Source organism: Cupriavidus malaysiensis, from assembly GCF_001854325.1.
In the GTDB taxonomy this organism is placed as follows: domain Bacteria; phylum Pseudomonadota; class Gammaproteobacteria; order Burkholderiales; family Burkholderiaceae; genus Cupriavidus; species Cupriavidus malaysiensis.
Genome location: NZ_CP017754.1, coordinates 197,648 through 217,292 on the forward strand (window position 1 = coordinate 197,648; position 19,645 = coordinate 217,292).

The window sequence follows — 19,645 nt, forward strand, 5'->3', positions numbered from 1 at the left end:
CGTCGTCTGGCTATGTGCTGCGTAGAAAGGGGCGAAAGCTGAAGCAGTCGCGCGTGAAGGCTGCCCAGATCCTTCCAAAATAGACCCGACGTGACAAAGCACATAGAATCTGGGCTAATTTTGCACGAGGAATACCAATAGGTATGACGTCCTGGGATACTTTGCGCGGTGTCGGTGACAGCGAGCTTGGCCAATACGCTACCCCGGCGGACCTAGCCAAACTGGTGGTGTCGCGATTCGGCAACAATGTCGAAACAGCAATAGATCTTGGCAGCGGTCCAGGGGCCCTTACACGTGCACTCCAAGCTCGTTATCCGATGGTCAATGTAACCATGATTGACATAGATCGTATCGGTGAACAAGCAGATGTTGATCCAGATCGGACGCGCTTCCTTCAGCGCTCGGTGCTAAGCGTCGGTTTCGCTACCAGGATTCGGAATGAGTTCGGCGCTTTCGACGTTGCAATCAGCAACCCTCCCTTCGTGACCGTTCGCTCCGATCCACCTAGATACCTTACGGAGGCACTTCAATCGCAAGTTGGTGCTCCTAGGTACCGGGCGGAGCTTGCTTTCGCTGCACAAGCCTTGAAGTGCGTTGGGGAACGTGGGGCCGCTGCTATCTTCATGCCGAGTGAGATTCTCCGTCCCACAGATGGCATGTCCACGATAGAAGCGTTGCTTCATCTTGAACTTGAGGAACTATTGGTCTTGCCCGGCCGTGTTTTCCGGCACGTAGAAGTTGATACGGTGGCTTTGATCTTTCGGCGACGTGGTGCACGACGTAAGAAGGTAAGGCTTTACACCGTTAGCTCAGACTTTTCCCTCTCATATTGCGGCTGGAAGACGTGTCCCGAAATCGAAGATCTACTCTTCAGCATTAAGAGGCCGGCAGGAACCGGGGCCAGGACACTTGGTGCAATTGGAGCAGGAGTTAAAAGAGGGAGGCACTCTTCGAGCCAGTTGCGCGAAATGGCGCGCCCCTTCTTTCACACGACATCTTTTGGCACCACCCGTGCTTTGGAGGTTGCATTCGACAGTAGTCCAAAGTTCCAGGGGGAGGAATTTGTAGTAGCGAAGCAGGGCGACATATTGATTCCGCGCGTTGGTTCTCGTTGTATGGATAAAGCGGCAATTGTCACAGCAGGTGCGCGCCCTATTAGCGACTGCGTTATCCAGTTAAGACTACCTGATGCCATGATTGGTAATGTTTGGGATTTTATTTCCTCCGAACAAGGAGTAATATGGCGGCGCTCCCTCACCCGGGGCAGTTGCGCAAAATTTATTCCCCAGGCGAGCCTTTTATCGACGCCACTCCCTGCTAATTTCCGTTTCTGAAATATTCAAATATTGCTCCAAAACTACGCCAGACGTTCACTCCGGCAGATCTTTTCGGTTTTCGCCGAGGGTGATCATAGACCAGTCCAACTTGATCCTGATAAAGGCTAGCAAATATCGCTGCTGCGATGCCGCAGGGTTTCGTACCAATAGGGGCAATAAACATCTTCTGTTCGGCTGACAGCGAAGCTCTAGTGTTCTGAAGCGCTTCAAAAGCGGCCTCTGGATCGTTTGCCGCGCAGTACGCGATGGCGAAGCTTCCACGCTCTTTCAGGGTTGTAAGATGCGGGACTATCGAGTGCAGTTCCCAACCTGCTTTGAAAGCGGGAAGGCCGAACAGAATCTTGATATCCTTCTCTACTATCATTTGGTATTCTTCTAACGCTCGATCGAGTCGCGCAGGCTCGAACCCGAGGAAGAATACCCCCGCCTCTACGTCGGGACTTGTTAGGTCTACAATTGCTGGAGGGATTGGCCGATATCCAGTCAATACATCCGTCAGGGCAAATTCATCACTCCCTCGCTCACTCCGGCTATAGTCATCTGGCTCAACATAAACGATATTCAATTGCGGCACTTGAAGCTTTATGGCAGCTCGAATGCCGCAATAGAGTTCGGCGAATCCAAGTGTCGTGGCCTCAAACAAGAAGGAGCTATTTCTATAATTTGCGAATATCTCCTCGCAGCGCTCTGCTAGGATTGGGCTTCCGCTTACTGTAAGCTCCATTTGCTCCGGGTCATAGCTCAGAGGCACATGATTCTGAGCGACCTCCTTCGCATTCTGGATGGCAAGCTCGCCCCGCTCATCGATTGCGTCACCATGAAATAGAACGGCTGGCCCTTGGAGTCCCAAGCCCGTAAAGTCGTCTGCGAAGGATGATGAGAAGCGAATACTCGTCATTGCAGAAGATCCATTTGTGGCGTTTCTCGTCCATCACTTTGTCGGGTGATAGTTCTTGTTAGTTCGCTATATTCATCTTCGGTTCCAGCAATTAATACCGCAAACTGCTCTACCGAGAGTGGTATCTTACGTTTTCGCCGATAGCTAATTTGAAAATACGGCGCATAGATCGGGTTCAGTTGATAGTCCACGCCATCACGGCCGACGCTATTTTTTGATTTTGTTTCAAGTTGCTCTACTAGTATTCCATATTTGTTTGCCTCGGATATGAATTCAATCTCTTGCGAGCCAATAACACGTCCCCCTGAATTGATGGTGATCTGATTTTGCTCAGGCTCACTCATTGCAGGAGACGCTTGGAGGGCGCGAAAGATGCTGCCTAAACGAAGGACAAACATTCGGAGGCGGGGGCCGAGTGAACCAAAGGTGTTGATTTCCTGGAGCAATTGGTCAGCCGAATCGTAGGCTGCCCGCGCCTGCGTATCTATGGAGAAAATCTCCTCATCTTCCCCATTTAGCTCGGCGACCTCAACTGCCTTGTAGCATAGGATAAGAAAATGTCGAAGGTTACCATTTGCCATGGTGACGAACGTATCAAAGCCGCTATAAATTGGGCAAATGCGTCCATATGGCCGATATAACTCTAGGAGCGAGCCAACTAAATTATTATGAATCCAGGTGGATGCGAAGCTCCCCTCTTGTTCTGATGCATACCTCTCCAATTCCCCTAGCACAGTTGCGGGGTTTTGAGTTTCGCGATTTAGCAGTGCGGGTAATATAACGATCGCTTCGGGTACGGAATCGAGAAAGCGAACGTATGGTGCTGCATCAAATTTTGCACCTCTGCGCCGGAGCGCCTGATTGATACGCTCGACAAGTTTTGATAAGAGTTTGGGGTTTCCCACCGCCTCTCTCGCGATTTGCTTCACTTCTCGCGATGGGAAGCGTCGCCGAATCTCGCCCAGGATCTCCTCCTGTGCTTGTTGAGCTCTACGAGCGGGCAGGCCCTCGGGTGATAGCATTCGTGTGAAGAGTGCGCTGCTTGTGCGGCTCTCTGCAATGTCCAAATTCCCGAGTAAGACTTCTGCGAAGAATACCGTTCTGTCACGCTCTGGTAATAGTGACTCCAGTTCGATAAGTCGAAAATCGTGAGTGGCATTTACCCACTCAGAGCCCGTCGTCATGTTTTCGTTTGATTGAACCTTCGATGTGAAATTGACGATAAACGGACGCTGACTATGTTTTAAGAATGAATTTAATACTCGTCGCTGATATGGCGTTAGGTTTTCGACTTCATCGACATACACGAAGAAGCAAGCATCTGAGAGATTTGGGCTTCTACGTATGTCGCTTATCAGTGTGTCGATAAACATTTTGCCAGGCGGAAGTATGGGCTTTTCCGTGGAGCTGACATTAGACACCCACATGCCAAATTGCCTTCGCATGCGTTCTAAAGCGCTTTGCAATTCAATCGGATCAGAGGGGAAGTTTTGGTGGAAATCAGGCAGACTATCAAGTCGAAGTTCTGCAAGGTCGTCCAGCGAGAAATTCCGGTAGCTACTTGTTGCAATGGTGCGCAACGCGCGGACGATTTCCAGGGCAATAACTACGGCAAAATAGCTTTCAAATGCTACGATCCACTCTTCTTCAGCTATGCCTCTATGCTGCATCGAATTGCAGAACTGAGTATCCACACGCCAATAGATTGCTATATGGCCGATCTCATCATCAGGGATAGCGTCTCGCCTTGGTGAAAAGGCAGTATGGTAATCAAGGTACTTCAAAAGCATGGTTTTTCCACAACCACGCTTTCCTGCAATATACGTTGACTTCGTCGCCGTCTTTAGGGCAAGGGCGTCGAAATACGGAGGGATAAAGAACTTGCCCCAGACGTCTGCGTCATGTTCTTCTGCGCGTGTTTTGGCCAGAATTGTTCGGTCGTTCGATGTTAGCACTTCATCTCTCCCGAAGTGGGGTCCATGTTGCAGATTCATCCCAGAATAATTGTAGCGAGTTGTCAGGCACGCCGTGGTCGTAAACGACTGTCAATCCCAGTGAGCCAAATCCCAAACTGTAGTCGTCATCAAATTTAGCTAGGCGTTTGTGCACATCCAGATAAACCTCGAGGGGTTCGCAGTCTTGATGCGGCCAGAGACCATCAGATTTCCATCGCAATGCAGTTTCTACAAAACCGTGCTCAGACTTGAGGATTTCACCGGCAAACACAGGAATGTTGGGGAATCGCGCGGTAAATTTCGCGATTCCTTGCTCATGCGCAATGGCGACGACTACGGCTGATTGCCCCCCCTCTTTCATGAAAGGAGCATACCGATCTATGTAGTTGACCAACTGGTCGCCAGTATAGAGACCGTCATCCACCAAGAAGAAGCGTTCATCAGAGGTGAGCTTGGCCAACTGACCTGGATGCTGCCTTCGGAATCCATAGGTTTGGGCCGCGTACCTAACGATCAAGTCTCCACTTTTCCCGGGAAGAGAGGCCTCCATGGGGCCGCCATAGAAGTAGACGCCTGGCACATTGTTCGCTATTGCCTGCTGCCAATTCGGAGCATTGGGTCCAAACATCTCGGAAGTGAAATGTTCAACCGCGCCTTTAAGCGCCTGGCGAAATGCAGATGCCAACTGCAGATTGGTTCGGTAGAGCATGTGCCGAGTCAGCAATAGTCCGAGCGCTTGCTCCGGCTCGGATTTGAATTGATTCAGCCAAGCCGAAACCCTTTCCCAAGGGAGCATTGGTCCTCGGACACTGTCGCGCGAAAGCGCCTTGATTGTTCGGCGCAGCTGCATCTTGTCAAAGTGAGAGTTTTCTTGCACCGGTCGTCAAGTGAGATGGTTTGATCGAAGCCTGCACCAGGCTCTGAATTGGCAGCCCCTATCGCTGAGCCGCTTTCTTTCCCGTAGTCGCTCATAGTACAAGCGATTGTAGGGGAAGAGAAACGCACACCATCTCGGCCACCTGGGGTGGGGGAAACAGCGTCCGCCCGACCAGAGTGTCGAGCACAGAGATCCATCTGCTGGGCAGTAGCGCTGCCTGCTAGGTTGAGCATCCGCGGTGAGGCGATTCGAATAGGCATGCTTCTTTGATCCGAGACTGTATATGCATACAGTATAGATTGGCGGTTTCGCTGAAGTTGGCGGGGTGTAGGGAGAAAGGTAACATCGGTAGCCTGTAACGGAAAATTGCCCATGAACCCTTGCTAGACAAGGGTTTCGAGGTATCAAGGTAAAGGTAACATCCGGGTAACTTAGAGGTGACGTGTTACCTTCCTAGAAAGTCACATCAGCAATATCTGACTTCCATGGGAATCAAGCGCTTAGCATAGCGTTACCTTTCTTGTTACCTGATATTACCTTTGCGAGGTAACGAAAAATACCCTTATAATTCAATAGGTTGCAACTGAATTTTGGCACGCATTACCGACGTTACCTTTTTCCCGAGTCCACCCAAAAATGCCGCCACGCCTGGGTGAGGCCCAACAGGCGCACGCGGCCATCGCTGCCGCGCGGTGGCACATCCGGTGCCTCGGCACACTTACCAAGGTGCATAGATCCGCATAAGTTTGTGCAGGCTGCCAATCGCCCGGGGCCTCAGCGCAGGCGCCGGCTGGCGGCATCCTTGCGGCTGCATATAAACCACTCGATGAAGCGCGCGGGTGAGGCGGGGTCTCCACCGCGCGCGAAGGGTCCAACGCGCCGCGAGCAACACCCTGGCGCCCGGAAATCGGCCCGGCAAGGTGCATGGTGGCTTTGTGGGAGAGTGTTGGCGCAGCGAATGGGAGTGCTCTGGGAGCAGAAACGAATGGTGGCGCTTCACGCGCCTCTCAGACAGCACCGCCGGCGAGCGCCGGCAGCGGGAAGAAGGAATGGCCCGGCACCGGCGCAGTTTTGCGATCGCTCCGGTTTCGCTCACCAGTTCGACCAGCGCTTCACGCACCGGCTACGCCCGCGCTCGCTCCTAGTCCTTGAGTGTCTGGACGGGTCAGTACGGAGCGTGATCTCCGACGTACTTACCGTCTAGAGCATGGCTTTATCATAAGCAGGAGGAATCAATGGCGTTAAATCGAAGTGTTCTTGATTCATAGAATGTATGAGTCGAATCGAATGACTTCTTGGCCGAGCCAGTCATTCGTCTCCATCAGTCGATCCTGAAGCGGCTTCACCTCGTTGCGCGCGAAGACCAGCGCCGCCTTCTCCACGTCGCCAAAGCCCCCGGTGTTGCTGGGAATGATGCCCATCAGCTGCGGCGGCACCCGGTGCGCCGCAAGCTGGTCGTCGCGCGTCACGTTCTTGATGTTCCAGAATTCGTCCTTGGCCGCCACCTCGGACACCGGGAAGAGCTGGATGCCGTCCTTCTTACCGTTGGGCGCGTACATGAACAGGTTGCGGAAGTTGCCCGGGCCCTTGCTGTTCTTGAGCGCCTCACGCAGCGCGTCGACGTCCTCTTGCTTCTGCGCGGCGTCGGTCATGTACAGGATGAAGCCGGCGTGGCTGCCGTTGAGGTAGTAGCGACGGCGGAACAACGTAGCCGACTCATCAAGCCAGGTGGCATTGAGCGCCGACAGGTACTCGGGCAAGCCATAGACCTCCTGGTTGATATCGGGCTCCATCAGGTGGAAGATGCTGCCCGCCTTGAACTGGTGCTTCTCCTGCTCGCCCTGCACGAAGTAGTAGGTCTCCAGATCCTGGCCGCGCCGCATGAACTTGGCCAGCGCGGGTTCCAGTGCAATCGGCCGGTCCAGGGCGTTGTCGCGCCGCTCCAGGTAGCCGTTGCCGAACACCAGGAAGTCCATCACCCAGCGCGCGAACGCGGTGCGCGAGAGCAGCTTGTGTGGGACGAAGGTCGACACCAGGATGTTGCGCTTCACGTAGATGGGCGAGCTGTTATGCACCGCTGCGCGGAAGCTGCGCGCGAGTCCGTCCCACGGCAACGGTGGCTCGAACCACTTGTCCTGGCACATGCATTCCACGTAGTCGAGCAGCTCGCGCCGATCGAGCACGGGCACCGGCTCGCCGAAAGTGAAGGCCTCCACCGAGGGCGAAGGCGCAGCGGGGGGCGGTGCGGGAACGGTTGCCGATGCCGTCGCGCGGCGCGATTTTCTGCGGGTCATGAGAACTCCATGATGCTGGTGTTGGTGGACGTCACGCCCTCCAGCGGCTCGTGCGCCAGGGCGTGCATGCAGGCCCACGCCAGGTCGGCGTGGCTGGTCTCCTCCGAGCGGCTGGCCTGGTAGGTGACCCGTCCGCCGGCGGCGGTGACGGTCTTGCGGATCGACAGGAAAGAGGCCGCGAAGTCGGTCCAGCCGGCGTCGAACTTCAGCCGGCCCTTGCTGATGATGTCCATGGCCTTGAGCACCAGGCCGGTCTTCACGTCGACCGAGTAGGTGAAGCCCTGCGCGTCCGGCCGTGACTTGAGCACGACCTTGTAGACGGCATCGCCCACGCCTGTGCGGTCGATGCCGATGTAGCTCACGTTGTAGCGCTCGCACACCTTCAGGATGGCGTCGGCCTGTTCGTCGTAGTCGATGCCGCGGAACTGGCGTTTCTCCAGCACGCGGAACTTGCCACCGGGCACCATTGGCGGCGCCATCACGACCAGGGCCGCGCTGTCCCCTCCCCCGCCGTTTGGGTCGTAGCCGACCCACACCTCGCGGTTGCCAAACGGGCGGTCGGCCCAGGGGCGGAAGTCGTCCCATACCTCCCAGCTGTCGACCATGCAACGCAGCAGCATCGACAACAGGAATACGGACGCGGCATCATCGATGAAGCCGCACATCAGCAAGCTCTCGAAATCCGCGTCGCTGTACTCGCAGCGCAGTTGGTCCAGGTCGAACAGGTTGCAGCCGCCGCGCACCGCGTCTTCGACCGTGACAATCTGGCGCCACTGGCCGTCCGCGCAGCGGCGCCCATCGCGCAATGCCGCGTGGCTGATATCGACCTGGACGCGCTGCTCCTTTCTCCGGCCGCGGTTGAACAGCGCGCCCGACCAGAACGGGTAGGCTTCGTGCGCCAGGCTCGACGGGGTCGAGAAATACGTCTGCCGCCACTTGGCGTGGATGGCCATGCCGGAGGCCACCTTGCGTAGCTCCTGGAAGCGCGGAATCCAGAAGTAGTCGTCCAGGTACAAGTTGCCGTGGTAGCTCTGCGCCGTACGCGCATTGGTACCCAGGAAGTAGAGCGTAGCGCCATTGGGCAGCACGACCGGATCGCCTTTCAGCTCCACGCCGGCGGCGTCCTTGGCGAACTGGATGATGTACTGCTTGAAGACGTGGGCCTGCGCCTTGCTGGCCGACAGGAAGATCTGGTTGCGCCCGGTCATCAGCGCGTCAATGAAGGCTTCGCGCGCGAAAAACCAGGTGGCGCCGATCTGCCGGCTCTTCAGGATGTTGCGGATGCGCTCGGCCAGGCCGGCCTCGTACCAGACGCGCTGATAGTCGAACATCGAATCCAGGAAGGCGTCGATCAGCTGCGCCTTCTGCTCGTCGCTGATCGCGTTGCGCTCCGGCTTCTTGCGCGGGCCGCGATTGCGGTTCGCCACCTTTGGATTCAGGTCGGCCTCGTTGCCGCTGTCCTCATAGCGGCGCACGCGCGCCAGGCGCTCGATCTGCCTGCCCAGCAGGTCGATTTCCTTGTAGTCCCTGCCCTCCTTCTCATTCTTGGCCAGCAGCAGCGCCATGCGCGCCTCGATGGCCGTGCCGATGCGCTCCACCGCGTCGGCGTCCGCCCAACGCTCGCGCCGCTTCCAGCTATGGAGGGTCGCAGGCTTGACGCCGAGCATCTGCGCGATCCGCGCGACACGGTAGCCCTGCCAGTAGAGCGCACGCGCGATGCGCCGCGGCTCCATTTCAGGGTCCAGGGTGAGCGAGGCGATCGGGGTAAGCGTAGACATTGCCGCCACGCTACCGGCGATGCGCGCGCGTGCAAGCCGGCGCGTGTTGTGCCGGCGCCTGGCACAACACGGCGCCGTTGCCCGCGCAAGACGTGCCGCCCAAGATGCCATCACGACCGACTCACTGCCAACGCGAGGAACCCATGGCTGGCAAGACCCCGAAGTACTTCCGCATCGCCACCGAGGGCGCCACCAGCGACGGCCGCGAGATCGACCGTGACATGCTGGTGCAGATCGCCGCCGGCTACGACGCGAACACGTATGGCGCCCGCATCAACCTGGAGCACATCCGCGGCATCCTCCCGGACGGTCCGTTCAAGGCCTACGGCGACGTCCTGGCGCTGAAAGCCGAAAAAGACGACGGCAAGATGCGCCTGTACGCGCAACTCGACCCGACGCCCGAGCTGGTGGCCCTCACCAAGGCCCGCCAGAAGATCTACTGTTCCATGGAGATCAGCCCCGACTTCGCCGACACCGGCGAAGCCTACCTGGTCGGCCTGGCGGTCACGGACAACCCGGCCAGCCTCGGTTGCGAGATGCTCCGCTTCAGCGCGAAGAGCGAGGACAAGCCGCTGGCCTCGCGCAAGCAGGACCCCGACAACCTCATCACCGAAGCCACCGAGGTCGCGCTCGACTTCTCCGCAGAAGAGGATGCTCCCGCCGGTGGCTGCCTCGCGGAGTCCATCAAGCGCCTCTTCGGCCGCCAGGCGAAGGCCGAGGCCGGCGCTGCCGCCCAGCTCGCCGACAGCAGCGAGGCGGTGCAACTGCTCGGCCAGGAGGTCAAGGCGCTGTCCGAGAACTTCGCCAAGCTGCTGACGGCTACCGAGGGGATGGCGGGGACGATCGACCAGATCAAGAAGGACCAGGCGAGCGGCCAGGAGGCCTTCGCCACCCTCAAGGGCGAGTTGGAGACCACCGAGGCCTACACCCGTCGCCCTGCCGCCACCGGCGGCAGTGGCGCGGGCGCAGGCAAAGGGCGCAGCGAAAGCCCGGCCACCGTCGAAACCGACTGCTGAGCCGGCCCACGGACAGCGATTCCCACCCTATCCCGGAGCCACCTCGATGCGCAACGATACCCGCCGCCTCTTCGACGCCTACACGGCGAAGCTCGCTGAGCTGAACGGCGTTACCAGCGTCAGCACGAAGTTCAACGTCCAGCCCAGCGTGCAGCAGCGCCTGGAAACCCGCATGCAGGAGTCGAGCGACTTCCTCTCCCGCATCAATATCATCGGCGTGGACGAGCAGGAAGGCGAAAAGGTCGGTCTCGGCGTATCGGGTCCGATCGCCAGCACCACGGACACGACGACCAAGGATCGGGAGACGAGCGACGTCATCGATCTGACCGGCCGCGCCTATCGCGGCATGGCACACTACTCGATGGGATCGATACACCGAGGATGCTAGTGAATGGCCAAGTCAATCAATCGCTTCTTTGAAGAGATCGGGATGCACCTGTACAACGGACGGTGGTCATGGGGCGCTGAAAAGGACCACATGATCGTCCTTCGAACCTGGGCAGACCAGTGCAATGTTCGTGAGCGGCGCGTCGCCGTGCTTCATCAAAGGACATTGGTGGAAAGTGCATCAGCTGGCCTCGACGAACGCGTTCAGCATTTAAAGGCGATATGGGGCGGTGGTGTCGCGGCCTACACGGTGATTGCAACGGCGGTCGATCCAACTTTGGCAGATCGGTCGATAAAGTCATACAGGGATGCTCTGTTTGCGATTGACTCGCTTGAGGTTGACCACGAAGGCACGTTCTATGCTGGCTACTCCAGGGTTCTGGACCCTCGCGATTTCCGGAGCGATGCAGTGAAGCATCGGACCACTCCGAGCAGCGGTCCGTTCCCGATAGACAAGCAACTGGAGTCGGGGCTGTCGTCCGCCACGGTCCGCGAAAAGCTCCCCCACATGCGCGAGTGGCTAATCGGCGCCGCGCGGAGTCGCACTCCGGTGAGGTATGCCGAGTTGATGCAACGCTTTGATCTCAGGTACGAAACGCTCTTTACGAGCCTAAAGCAGCTCGGTCTGGCGTGCGTTGTCGCAAACGAGCCGGTGATCATTGCACTTGTTGTGGACAAGGATACCGGGCGATGCTCGAAGGGCTTCAAAGAGGTCTTCGGAATCACGGACGATGAGGCCGAACGTAAGCGCTGCTACGCTTACTGGTCCTTTACGCAGTCAGAAACCGTGCTGGCCACACCACAGGGCAAAGCGAACGAGGAGGCCGCCCAACGGGCCGGGGAAGTTGACGATCGCGAGCAAGAAGATCGCGTCGCTCGCTTCATGAGCGTCGAGATTCGGCAGCAGCAATCGGCGTTCCGGAGGGCTGTTTTCTTGGCCTTTCGCGGACGGTGTGCAATTTCAGGCTGCGACGTTCCCGAGGCGCTCGAGGCTGCTCACTTTCGTGGTCGCGATTGGAGGGAGGGGCATAATCAGGCTGCGGACGGCATCTTGCTTCGGCGAGACCTGCACACACTGTACGACCGGGGACTTCTCGACCTTTCGGACGGGATTGCCCATTTCAGCCCACGCGTACTGCACCACTACGTGCATCTTGATGGCTTGGATGTTGCTACCAGGTTTTAGGTTAGCCACCTTTCTCGCCATTTCCTGATGGCCTCGGGCGGGGCCGCCCGTCACTGAACTCGACGACGTACTCGCATTCGATGCAGGGTAGTCGGTATCACCGGTCGTACTCAGCCAGATGGCGTACATTCGGTGGGCTGCCACCGGATCTGGCCAGCCCATGGTGGTCTTTCGATATTCCGATAACAACGACTGGCTCACAGCAGGAAGGGGCATTGGCCAGCCAGCTTACACAGCTAATTTGGTGGGTTGCGACTAAGGGCGTAGATGATTCACGTACACCAATGTTTCAACGCGGTGGGCCACGGCACCTTCTTCAGCGGGCTTGTGCAGGACGATCGGCAGCCGACGCGGAGCTTCAGTTGGGTGTATGACTGCGGCTCAAAGCGGACTACTCGGATCGATGCAGAAATTGCAGATCTGGAAGCATGGACGGCCTGGCCAGAGAGGATCGATCTCTTCGTTCTCTCTCACTTCGACGACGACCACGTGAACGGTGTCGAGCGATTCTTGCAAGAGCGATCGGTCGACGTTCTAGCGCTGCCGTATTTGGACGTGGCGCAGCGCCTCATGCATGCGGCGGCACTAGCGGACGAGGCCAGCTCGGCGTCCACGGCACTCTTCCAGCTTGACCCCGTTCAATGGCTTAGCGCCAAGGGCCTATCTGGTCGGGTCGGGTCCATCGTGTTCGTGCGAGGCGGCCAGAGACAAGACGGCGACCCTCCAGTTGATGTAGATCCACGGCCTTTGGTAGGTCTGCCCCGTCTGGACGGATCCGAGCAGGCGTCAGCAGCAGATGATCCGGATGTGGACTTTCGCCTCGATTACTTTGCTGCGAAAGGCCCAGAAGGGACGTCCAAACTACAGCTCATGCTTTGGAGGCATGTGATGCCTGCGGCCCATGCCTTGTTCCCTGTTGAATTGATGTTCTTCAACTCGGAACAACCGGATCTGTTCCGACGCGATATAAGTGGTAATCGCGTGGCGCGGCGTTCAGGTATGCCATTGCCCGCTTTGCAATCAGAGATTCGTTCAGTTATGCAACGGTTCGGTCTTTCGGACCTGTCGCGATCACCTCGTCAGAAGTGGCGAGACGCGCTACGTGCCACGTACGGAAAGCACTTCGGCAGCACCAGTCAACATCGCAATAACATCTCGCTCTGTCTGTTAGTGCGGCCGCTCGCACACGAGGTCTGCAGGTGCAGAATTTTCCATGACCGCATGGCGCGCAGGATTCCCGTCAGTGGCAGAGCTGGGTTGCTTTGCCTGGGTGATCTTCGGATCAACAAGGAAGTACTTTCGGCGATGTGGACGCACTTCGGCGCTGCTCGTTGGAACACCATTGCTGGCGTACAGGTGCCACACCATGGGTCGCGGCATTCGTGGGAGGCGGGTTGCGCCAGTGCTTTCGCTCCGGACTGGTTTGTTCACTGCGTTCCTGATAGGTCAGCGCATCACCCGCACGAAAGCGTGAATGCTGATCTTTTCGGGTACCCGGTACTTCGGGCGACCTACAGGCGTCGCGTTGCTATCGACTATCACTTCCCGCCGTGAGTCCTGCCGACAGCTACTTGAGCATTAGATCGCTGCTAGCGACTGCAGCCATTGCCTCTGAAGCTTGAGCTTGCCAGAAATCGCAGATCATCGAGAGACCGTCTGACCAAGCGTCGACTGCCCTCTTGGCGTTCCTTGGAATTCCACGGAGAACTCCTTTTCTTGGCTCTTCGAGGAACTTCGTGGACCCGAGTTGTGACGCATTCAAATGCGGTTGTCGCTAAGCACCGGCATCGAACGGCGGGAACGTTTGAGTGGAAGGCGCTGCGGGGGCAGCGTATGTCTCTGCAGGTGTGAGTGGACCTCAGTTTTTTCCCCCTCCTGTTGTACGGCCGATGGGCACAACACCCAGCGCGTGACGCCCTCCCGTGCGCACGCCACGCTGACGGGCATGGACTCCGCAGAACTAGCCTGCCTGATCGAGAACCTGATCCGCCACGGCACTGTCGTCGAGGTGGCCCACGGCCGGCCGCCACGCGTGCGCGTGAAGACCGGCGGCATCACCACCGCCTGGCTGCCGTGGGCCGAACGACGCGCCGGTCGCACGCGCACCTGGAGCACGCCGACCGAGGGCGAGCAGGTGATACTGCTTAGCGTCAGCGGCGACTTGCGCAACGCAGTGGTCCTCTGCGGCATCTCCTCCGACGATAACGACGTCCCCAGCCACAGCCCCGACGATACGGTCACCGAATATCCGGACGGCGCCACCACGACCTACAACCATGCCGCCGGCATGCTGAGCGTGAGGGGCGTCACCACCATCCTGGTCGAGGCCAGCACGCAGATCATCCAGCGTTGCCCCAACAACATCATCGACGGCAATCTCACGGTCAAAGGGCTCCTGGCCTACGAAAACGGCATCGCCTTCTTCACGCTCGGCTACGGCCGCGGCGTGTGGAAGGGCTTCGTGCGCTGCCGAGGCCGTGAGGTCGGTCGGGGCGACCAGGACGTAAGCGCGCGCACGGAACCATGAGAACCATGAGCCTGGAGGAGGCCGCGGCCTTGCTCTACACCACGCCCGAGCGGGTCTCCGAGTGCATTCGCAAGGAGGGGCTGCCAGCGGTCAAGGTCGGCCGGGCCTGGGTGCTGGTGGATGTGGATGTGATAGATTGGATTCGCGGAAGATATGCCAAAGAAGGAGGCAGATGCGGCTCTATCGGCGAAAGCGGGCCGGGCCCTGGTGGTTCGACATCAGCATCGACGGCTCGCGAATTAGACAGTCTTCTGGCACCACGGACCGCAGAGAGGCGGAAGAGCTTGCCGCCAAGGTTGCGAGTGATTACTGGCGGCAAAAAAAGCTCGGCGAGCAGCCGGCGGTGAACTGGGACGCGGCCGTTGTCCACTGGCTCAAGGAGAACCAGCATCTGCGCTCGCTGGAAACGGTCAAGCAGCGCCTGCGCTGGCTGACCAGCCAGTTGCGTGGCGAGCCACTGCGCGCGATCGGGCGCGAGCGCATTTCCGGCTTGATCGAGGCCAAGTTATCCACAGGCGTGGTGGGGGCCACGGTGAATCGCCACATGGCGGCGCTGTCCGTGATCCTGCACCACGCGCACCGCGAGGGCTGGATCGACGCCGTGCCGCCGATCCGCAAATTGCCCGAGGGCGGCAGCCGCTTGACCTGGTTGACGCGCGAGCAGGCCCATCGGCTGTTGGCCGAGTTGCCGCACCACCTGCGACAGATGGCACGCTTCGCGCTGGCCACCGGCCTGCGGGAATCGAATGTGCGCTTGCTGGAATGGTCGCAGGTCAACCTGGGGCGGGCTCTGGCCTGGATTCACGCCGACCAGGCGAAAGGCAGGAAGGTGATCGCGGTCCCGCTGAACGCGGATGCGATGGCGGTGCTGAGCGAGCAGCTGGCGGAGCGTCGCCCCTATGTCTTCCCCTATCGGGGGCAGCCGGTGCGGCGGATCTACAACCACGCTTGGCAGAAGGCTTGCAGCCGGGCCGGCCTGGATGGCTTGCGCTTCCACGACCTGCGTCACACTTGGGCGAGCTGGCATGTCCAGGCGGGCACTCCGCTGCCGGTGTTGCAGCAGCTTGGCGGCTGGGCCAGCTACCAGATGGTGCTGCGCTACGCCCACCTGGGGCACGACCACATTGCCGCCTACGCGGACAACCTCGGCAGCCTTTGGTACAAATCTGGCACACCGCCACAAAAGAAAAACGGAGGCCGAAGCCTCCGTTTCTCAGCAAACCTGGTGGCCTGGGACGGAATCGAACCGCCGACACAAGGATTTTCAATCCTCTGCTCTACCGACTGAGCTACCGGGCCAACAAAGAAGCAAAACTATAGCAGCGCGAAAACAACACGTCAAGCGGTTTTTCGCATTACTGTTCAGCCGGCTCCGGCTTGTTGCGGCTCAGCTCGACGCCGAGCTGCTTCAGCTTGCGATACAGGTGGGTGCGTTCCAGCCCGGTCTTCTCGGCTACGCGCGTCATGCTGCCGTGTTCGCGCAGCAGGTGGTATTCGAAATAGGCGCGCTCGAACAGGTCGCGCGCTTCGCGCAGCGGCATGTCGAAGGAGAACTGCATCTCGGCCTCGGGCAGGCGTTGCGGGCTGCCGTTGGCGGGTGCCTCGATGGCGGCCTCGGGTGCCATGCCCTGGGCCGCGGCCTGGGCGGCCGCCGCGGTGCCGGCGCTGGGAGCGGGCGCGGACGCGCGCTCGATGCCGCGGGCCAGGCCCTGCTGCACGGCGGTCAGCAGCTTCTGCAGCGCGATCGGTTTCTCGAGGAAATTGAGCGCGCCGATCTTGGTGGCTTCGACCGCGGTATCGATCGTGGCATGGCCCGACATCATGATCACGGGCATGGTGAGCAGGCCCTGGGCCGACCACTCCTTGAGCAGCGTGACACCATCGGTGTCGGGCATCCAGATGTCGAGCAGCACGAGGTCGGGTGTATTGCCCGCGCGGTACTCGCGCGCCTTCTGCGCGTTCTCCGCCACTTCCACGACATGGCCTTCGTCGCTGAGGATCTCCGAGAGCAGCTCCCGGATACCCATTTCATCATCGACTACGAGGATGGTTGCCATACTTCCCCTCTTAACCCCGCCACCGCATCTTGCGCATGGGACAGCAACATTGACTATGCCAGTTTAACGAACAGGATCGAGATCTGTGCACCGACGATCTCGGTGCCTTCCATGCGATTGCGCAGCTCGATGCGCGCGCCATGTTCATCGATGATCTTCTTCACCATCGCCAGGCCGAGGCCCGTGCCTTTGGCCTTGGTGGTCACATAAGGTTCGAACGCGCGGCTGAGGATGCGCGGAGCGAAACCGGGACCGTTGTCGGCGATGCTGAGCTTGACAGCCTGCCGGTCTTCGCCGGCAGAATCTTTGTATTCTACCGTCTCGGTGTTCAGAGTGATATGGGGCTCGGCCCTAGCCCCGGCCAGGTTCTCCGCCACGGCGTCCTGTGCATTCTGCAGCAGGTTGTGGATCACCTGGCGCAACTGGGTCGGGTCGCCCTTGATGGCCGGCAGATCCTGCGCCAGCGACGGATGAATCACCGCGTGGTCCTGCACGGAGGGATCGTCGATGCCGTACAGGTGCAGCACGTCGGCCACCAGGCCGTTCAGTTGCAGTGACTGCAGCATGGCCGGCGGCGTGCGTGCATAGTCGCGGAAGTCGTCGACCATGCGCTTCATCGCGGCGACCTGGTTGACGATGGTGGCGGCACCCCGCTTGAGCACCTCGGCATCCGGCACATCGAGCTTGGGTGTCAGCTTCATCTGCAGTCGCTCGGCCGACAGCTGGATCGGTGTGAGCGGGTTCTTGATCTCGTGCGCGAGCCGCCGCGCGACCTCGCCCCAGGCGACCGAGCGTTGAGCCGAAATCACATCCGAGATGTCGTCGAACACCACCACGAAGCCAGGCTCGTCACCGCTGTCGCCGCGCCCGGGCAGGCGCGCGCCGCGCACCAGCAGGGTCAGGCTCTGCTCGTCGTCGGCGTGCGGCAGTTCGATCTGTTTCTGCCAGTGCTCGGCGCCGCCCAGCATCTCGCTGGTGCTCTGCTCGGTGAAGGCCTGCCGCACGATCTCGCCGAAGTTGCCGAGTCCCGGGATCTGTTCGATCGGGTGGCCGAGGGCGGTGGCGAAGGTCTGGCCGAAGATGCGCTCCGCGCCCGGGTTGGCGGTGATCAGCTCGAAGCGCCGGCCGAACACCAGCACGCCCGCGGTCAGGTTCTGCAGCACGCTCTCGAGGAAGACCTTCGAGCGCTCCAGCGCCGAGCGGTTCTGCTCCACGGCGATGCGCGCCTCCGACAACTGACGTGTCATCAGGTTGAACTGCTGGGTCAGCATGCCGAGTTCGTCACGACTCTTCAGCTCGCGCTTGGGTGAGAGGTCGCCCTCGGCCACTTCCTTGGTCCCCTGCAGCAGCATCAGCAGCGGGCGCGCGAGCTGGCCGCCCAGCAGCAGGGCCAGCATCACGGCGATGAACACGGCCAGGAACAAGGTCAGCGTCAGCGTGCCGATATACATCTTGCGCAGGCCGGTGCGTCCGAGCGCTTTCTCCTGGTACTCCTGGTAGGCGCGCTGGACCTCGTCGGCATTGCGCGCCAGCACGGTCGGCACCGGTTGCAGCACCTGCAGGTAGCGTTCCTCGCGCACGGTGTCGCCGGTCAGGCCGAAGCCGGTCGCCGGCAGGTCTTCCGGCCGGCGTTCCACCGACAGTCCGGAACCGGCCCAGCGTCCGGGCTTGCGCGCCGGTCCGGCGGCCGGCGTGTCGGCCTGCGCACTGTCCGTGCCGATCGCACTGACCGGCGCGCTGCCCAGCGGAATGATCACGCGCAGCACGTAGAGGTGGTCGCTCTCGTCATCTTTCGAGGACGCATCGCTGCCACCTTCCACCGCCGCATAGCCGCCGGCCAGGCGGGCCTGCTCGGCCAGCATGCCGGAGGGCAGGTCGGGCACGAGCGAGGCGTAGTTGTTGGAGGCGGTGGCGATCACCCGCCCGCTGCCGGTGAAGATGGCGGCCTCGCGCACGCCGTACTGCTCGCGCAGGCGGTTGAGCTGCAGCGAGGTGGCCATCGAGGCCGAGCCGGTCAACTGGTCCGCCATCTGCCGTGCCTTGCCTTGCAGGTCGGCCAGCGCGCTGTCGATGGTGGAGCGGCCCAGGTTGAGGCCGGCTTCCAGCGCGGTCTCCACGCGCACGTCGAACCAGGACTCGATGCTGCGCGAGACGAACTGCAGCGACACCAGGTAGATCAGCACGCCCGGCAGCACGCCGACCACGCCGAAGAAGACCGCCAGCTTGGTCATCAGCCGCGTGCCGAACTTGCCGCGGCGGTAGCGGATCCACAGCGTCAGCGCGAGCGCGCCGATGATCGCCACCAGCAGCACGCCGATCACCAGGTTGATCTTGAACAGCAGCGTGAAGTAGCGATCGAAGAATTCCGTGTTGCCCGAGGCGCCGATCAGCAGGCCCACCAGCACCAGCGCGAGGAAGACGATCACCGCCGCCACGATGCGGTAGAGCACGCGGCGGAACTTGCTGTCCCACAAGCTGTTCATGGCTGGCTCTGCGCGGGAGGCTGGACCAGCAGCGCCGGCGACAGCGCGGTGGAGACCGTCTGCGACAGCGGCTGGGCGCGCGTCTCGCCGCCCGAAACGGTGGCCGATGCGGCGGGCGCTGCCGGAGCCGGCACCGGCAGCGCGGGCGCTGGCGCGGCACCGGGCACGGAAGCCGGCGGCACGGCGTTCAGTTCGGTGGGCACCGTGTAGTTGAAGCGGCGCCAGTCGGAAGCCAGGTTCCAGTCGCGCGTATTGACCGCATTGATCTGGAAGGGTTTGGGCAATTGGGTCAGGTCCAGCCGCATGCGCACCTCGGCCTGGTAGGTCTCGCCCAGCCTGACCGCATTGCGCTCGAACACGCGCCAGCCGCGCACGCGCTGGATGAACTGCAGCGCGGCCTTCAAACGTGTGAACGGCAGTTGCAGGCCGCCGGTGGAGATGCGGTACTGGCGCGTCAGCGGATGATAGGACAGGCGGATGTTGCGGCTGGTGTTGACCGGCTTCTCATCGAACCAGTACCAGCGCGGCCGGCTGAGCTGGAAGTCGACGACGAAATACAGGGAGATGCCCTTGTTCAGGGCGTCCTCGAGCGGCGCCGGCAGGTCGAATTCGAAATTGGCGGCCAGTTCGAAGCCGCCGTCCTGGTAATCGATGCGCGCGTCGCTGGCTTCGATCACGTCGGCTTGCGTCAGCACCGGCAGCAGTGCCAGCAGCAGTGCCAGGCCCGCCTGCCGTGCCGTCCGCAGCAGGGCGCGCCACAGCGCGGCGCGGCCGCCGTGGAGAGCAGAGGACGCACGCGCATTGTCGCCAAGGGCCGGGAGGACGGACAAGCGAAGCGTGCTCGGCATCG

At 60.3% G+C, this 19,645-nt stretch carries 13 protein-coding genes, 1 tRNA gene and 2 pseudogenes; 7 read left to right on the top strand and 9 right to left on the bottom strand.

Annotated features, from left to right (window positions below; all coding sequences use genetic code 11):
- Positions 1-143: 143 nt before the first annotated feature.
- Entirely contained in the window at positions 144-1,334 is a 1,191-nt protein-coding gene (locus BKK80_RS35275) for a class I SAM-dependent methyltransferase (protein WP_084545437.1), read from the top strand.
- Here the strand turns inward: BKK80_RS35275 and BKK80_RS36130 are convergent.
- The 5 genes from BKK80_RS36130 to BKK80_RS00895 all read right to left on the bottom strand — a co-directional run bounded on the left by BKK80_RS36130 (position 1,318) and on the right by BKK80_RS00895 (position 9,139).
- Positions 1,318-2,235, bottom strand: coding sequence for a hypothetical protein (locus tag BKK80_RS36130; RefSeq protein ID WP_157903129.1), 918 nt, complete (start codon positions 2,233-2,235; stop codon positions 1,318-1,320). The genes BKK80_RS35275 and BKK80_RS36130 overlap by 17 nt on opposite strands.
- Entirely contained in the window at positions 2,232-4,190 is a 1,959-nt protein-coding gene (locus tag BKK80_RS00885; RefSeq protein ID WP_205683705.1) for an ORC-CDC6 family AAA ATPase, read from the bottom strand. The genes BKK80_RS36130 and BKK80_RS00885 overlap by 4 nt, the downstream gene beginning before the upstream one ends.
- A gap of 1 nt (position 4,191) precedes the next feature.
- Complete coding sequence (locus BKK80_RS36135) at positions 4,192-5,040, bottom strand: phosphoribosyltransferase-like protein (protein ID WP_418235888.1); 849 nt, start codon at positions 5,038-5,040, stop codon at positions 4,192-4,194.
- Between the two features lie 1,289 nt (positions 5,041-6,329).
- Complete coding sequence (locus tag BKK80_RS00890; RefSeq protein WP_071068432.1) at positions 6,330-7,361, bottom strand: phage portal protein; 1,032 nt, start codon at positions 7,359-7,361, stop codon at positions 6,330-6,332.
- The gene (locus tag BKK80_RS00895; protein ID WP_071068433.1) at positions 7,358-9,139 is read right to left on the bottom strand and encodes a terminase ATPase subunit family protein; all 1,782 of its coding nucleotides are present in this window, start codon (positions 9,137-9,139) and stop codon (positions 7,358-7,360) included. The genes BKK80_RS00890 and BKK80_RS00895 overlap by 4 nt, the downstream gene beginning before the upstream one ends.
- A gap of 143 nt (positions 9,140-9,282) precedes the next feature.
- Between BKK80_RS00895 and BKK80_RS00900 the strand changes: the two genes are divergently transcribed.
- The 6 genes and pseudogenes from BKK80_RS00900 to BKK80_RS37730 form a co-directional block, all read left to right on the top strand.
- Entirely contained in the window at positions 9,283-10,155 is an 873-nt protein-coding gene (locus BKK80_RS00900) for a GPO family capsid scaffolding protein (protein ID WP_071068434.1), read from the top strand.
- Between the two features lie 46 nt (positions 10,156-10,201).
- Positions 10,202-10,498 (top strand): annotated as a pseudogene (locus tag BKK80_RS00905) (P2 family phage major capsid protein); the annotation flags it as partial.
- A gap of 48 nt (positions 10,499-10,546) precedes the next feature.
- A complete protein-coding gene (locus BKK80_RS00910) occupies positions 10,547-11,728 on the top strand; it encodes an HNH endonuclease signature motif containing protein (protein WP_071068436.1) in 1,182 nt (393 codons plus the stop codon).
- Between the two features lie 267 nt (positions 11,729-11,995).
- On the top strand, positions 11,996-13,282 hold the full coding sequence (locus BKK80_RS36140; protein ID WP_157903131.1) for an MBL fold metallo-hydrolase: 1,287 nt from the start codon (positions 11,996-11,998) through the stop codon (positions 13,280-13,282).
- A 391-nt stretch (positions 13,283-13,673) separates the two neighbouring features.
- A complete protein-coding gene (locus BKK80_RS00915) occupies positions 13,674-14,255 on the top strand; it encodes a phage baseplate assembly protein V (protein WP_071068437.1) in 582 nt (193 codons plus the stop codon).
- A gap of 706 nt (positions 14,256-14,961) precedes the next feature.
- A pseudogene (locus BKK80_RS37730) lies at positions 14,962-15,306 on the top strand (site-specific integrase); the annotation flags it as partial.
- Positions 15,307-15,478: 172 nt separating this feature from the next.
- Here the strand turns inward: BKK80_RS37730 and BKK80_RS00925 are convergent.
- The 4 genes from BKK80_RS00925 to BKK80_RS00940 all read right to left on the bottom strand — a co-directional run bounded on the left by BKK80_RS00925 (position 15,479) and on the right by BKK80_RS00940 (position 19,643).
- A tRNA-Phe gene (locus BKK80_RS00925) sits at positions 15,479-15,554 on the bottom strand.
- A 56-nt stretch (positions 15,555-15,610) separates the two neighbouring features.
- On the bottom strand, positions 15,611-16,312 hold the full coding sequence (locus tag BKK80_RS00930) for a response regulator (protein WP_071010455.1): 702 nt from the start codon (positions 16,310-16,312) through the stop codon (positions 15,611-15,613).
- Positions 16,313-16,365: 53 nt separating this feature from the next.
- The gene (locus BKK80_RS00935; RefSeq protein ID WP_071010456.1) at positions 16,366-18,795 is read right to left on the bottom strand and encodes a sensor histidine kinase; all 2,430 of its coding nucleotides are present in this window, start codon (positions 18,793-18,795) and stop codon (positions 16,366-16,368) included.
- Entirely contained in the window at positions 18,792-19,643 is an 852-nt protein-coding gene (locus tag BKK80_RS00940; RefSeq protein ID WP_071068439.1) for a DUF4390 domain-containing protein, read from the bottom strand. Before BKK80_RS00940 ends, BKK80_RS00935 begins: the two co-directional genes overlap by 4 nt.
- Between the last annotated feature and the right edge of the window lie 2 nt (positions 19,644-19,645).

Excerpts from the sequence above, each read along its gene's own strand:
- BKK80_RS35275 (WP_084545437.1), top strand. The coding sequence starts at position 144 with ATGACGTCCTGGGATACTTTGCGCGGTGTCGGTGACAGCGAGCTTGGC.
- BKK80_RS36130 (WP_157903129.1), bottom strand. The coding sequence starts at position 2,235 with ATGACGAGTATTCGCTTCTCATCATCCTTCGCAGACGACTTTACGGGC.
- BKK80_RS36135 (WP_418235888.1), bottom strand. The coding sequence starts at position 5,040 with ATGCAGCTGCGCCGAACAATCAAGGCGCTTTCGCGCGACAGTGTCCGA.
- BKK80_RS00890 (WP_071068432.1), bottom strand. The coding sequence starts at position 7,361 with ATGACCCGCAGAAAATCGCGCCGCGCGACGGCATCGGCAACCGTTCCC.
- BKK80_RS00895 (WP_071068433.1), bottom strand. The coding sequence starts at position 9,139 with ATGTCTACGCTTACCCCGATCGCCTCGCTCACCCTGGACCCTGAAATG.
- BKK80_RS00900 (WP_071068434.1), top strand. The coding sequence starts at position 9,283 with ATGGCTGGCAAGACCCCGAAGTACTTCCGCATCGCCACCGAGGGCGCC.
- BKK80_RS00910 (WP_071068436.1), top strand. The coding sequence starts at position 10,547 with ATGGCCAAGTCAATCAATCGCTTCTTTGAAGAGATCGGGATGCACCTG.
- BKK80_RS36140 (WP_157903131.1), top strand. The coding sequence starts at position 11,996 with ATGATTCACGTACACCAATGTTTCAACGCGGTGGGCCACGGCACCTTC.
- BKK80_RS00915 (WP_071068437.1), top strand. The coding sequence starts at position 13,674 with ATGGACTCCGCAGAACTAGCCTGCCTGATCGAGAACCTGATCCGCCAC.
- BKK80_RS00930 (WP_071010455.1), bottom strand. The coding sequence starts at position 16,312 with ATGGCAACCATCCTCGTAGTCGATGATGAAATGGGTATCCGGGAGCTG.
- BKK80_RS00935 (WP_071010456.1), bottom strand. The coding sequence starts at position 18,795 with ATGAACAGCTTGTGGGACAGCAAGTTCCGCCGCGTGCTCTACCGCATC.
- BKK80_RS00940 (WP_071068439.1), bottom strand. The coding sequence starts at position 19,643 with ATGCCGAGCACGCTTCGCTTGTCCGTCCTCCCGGCCCTTGGCGACAAT.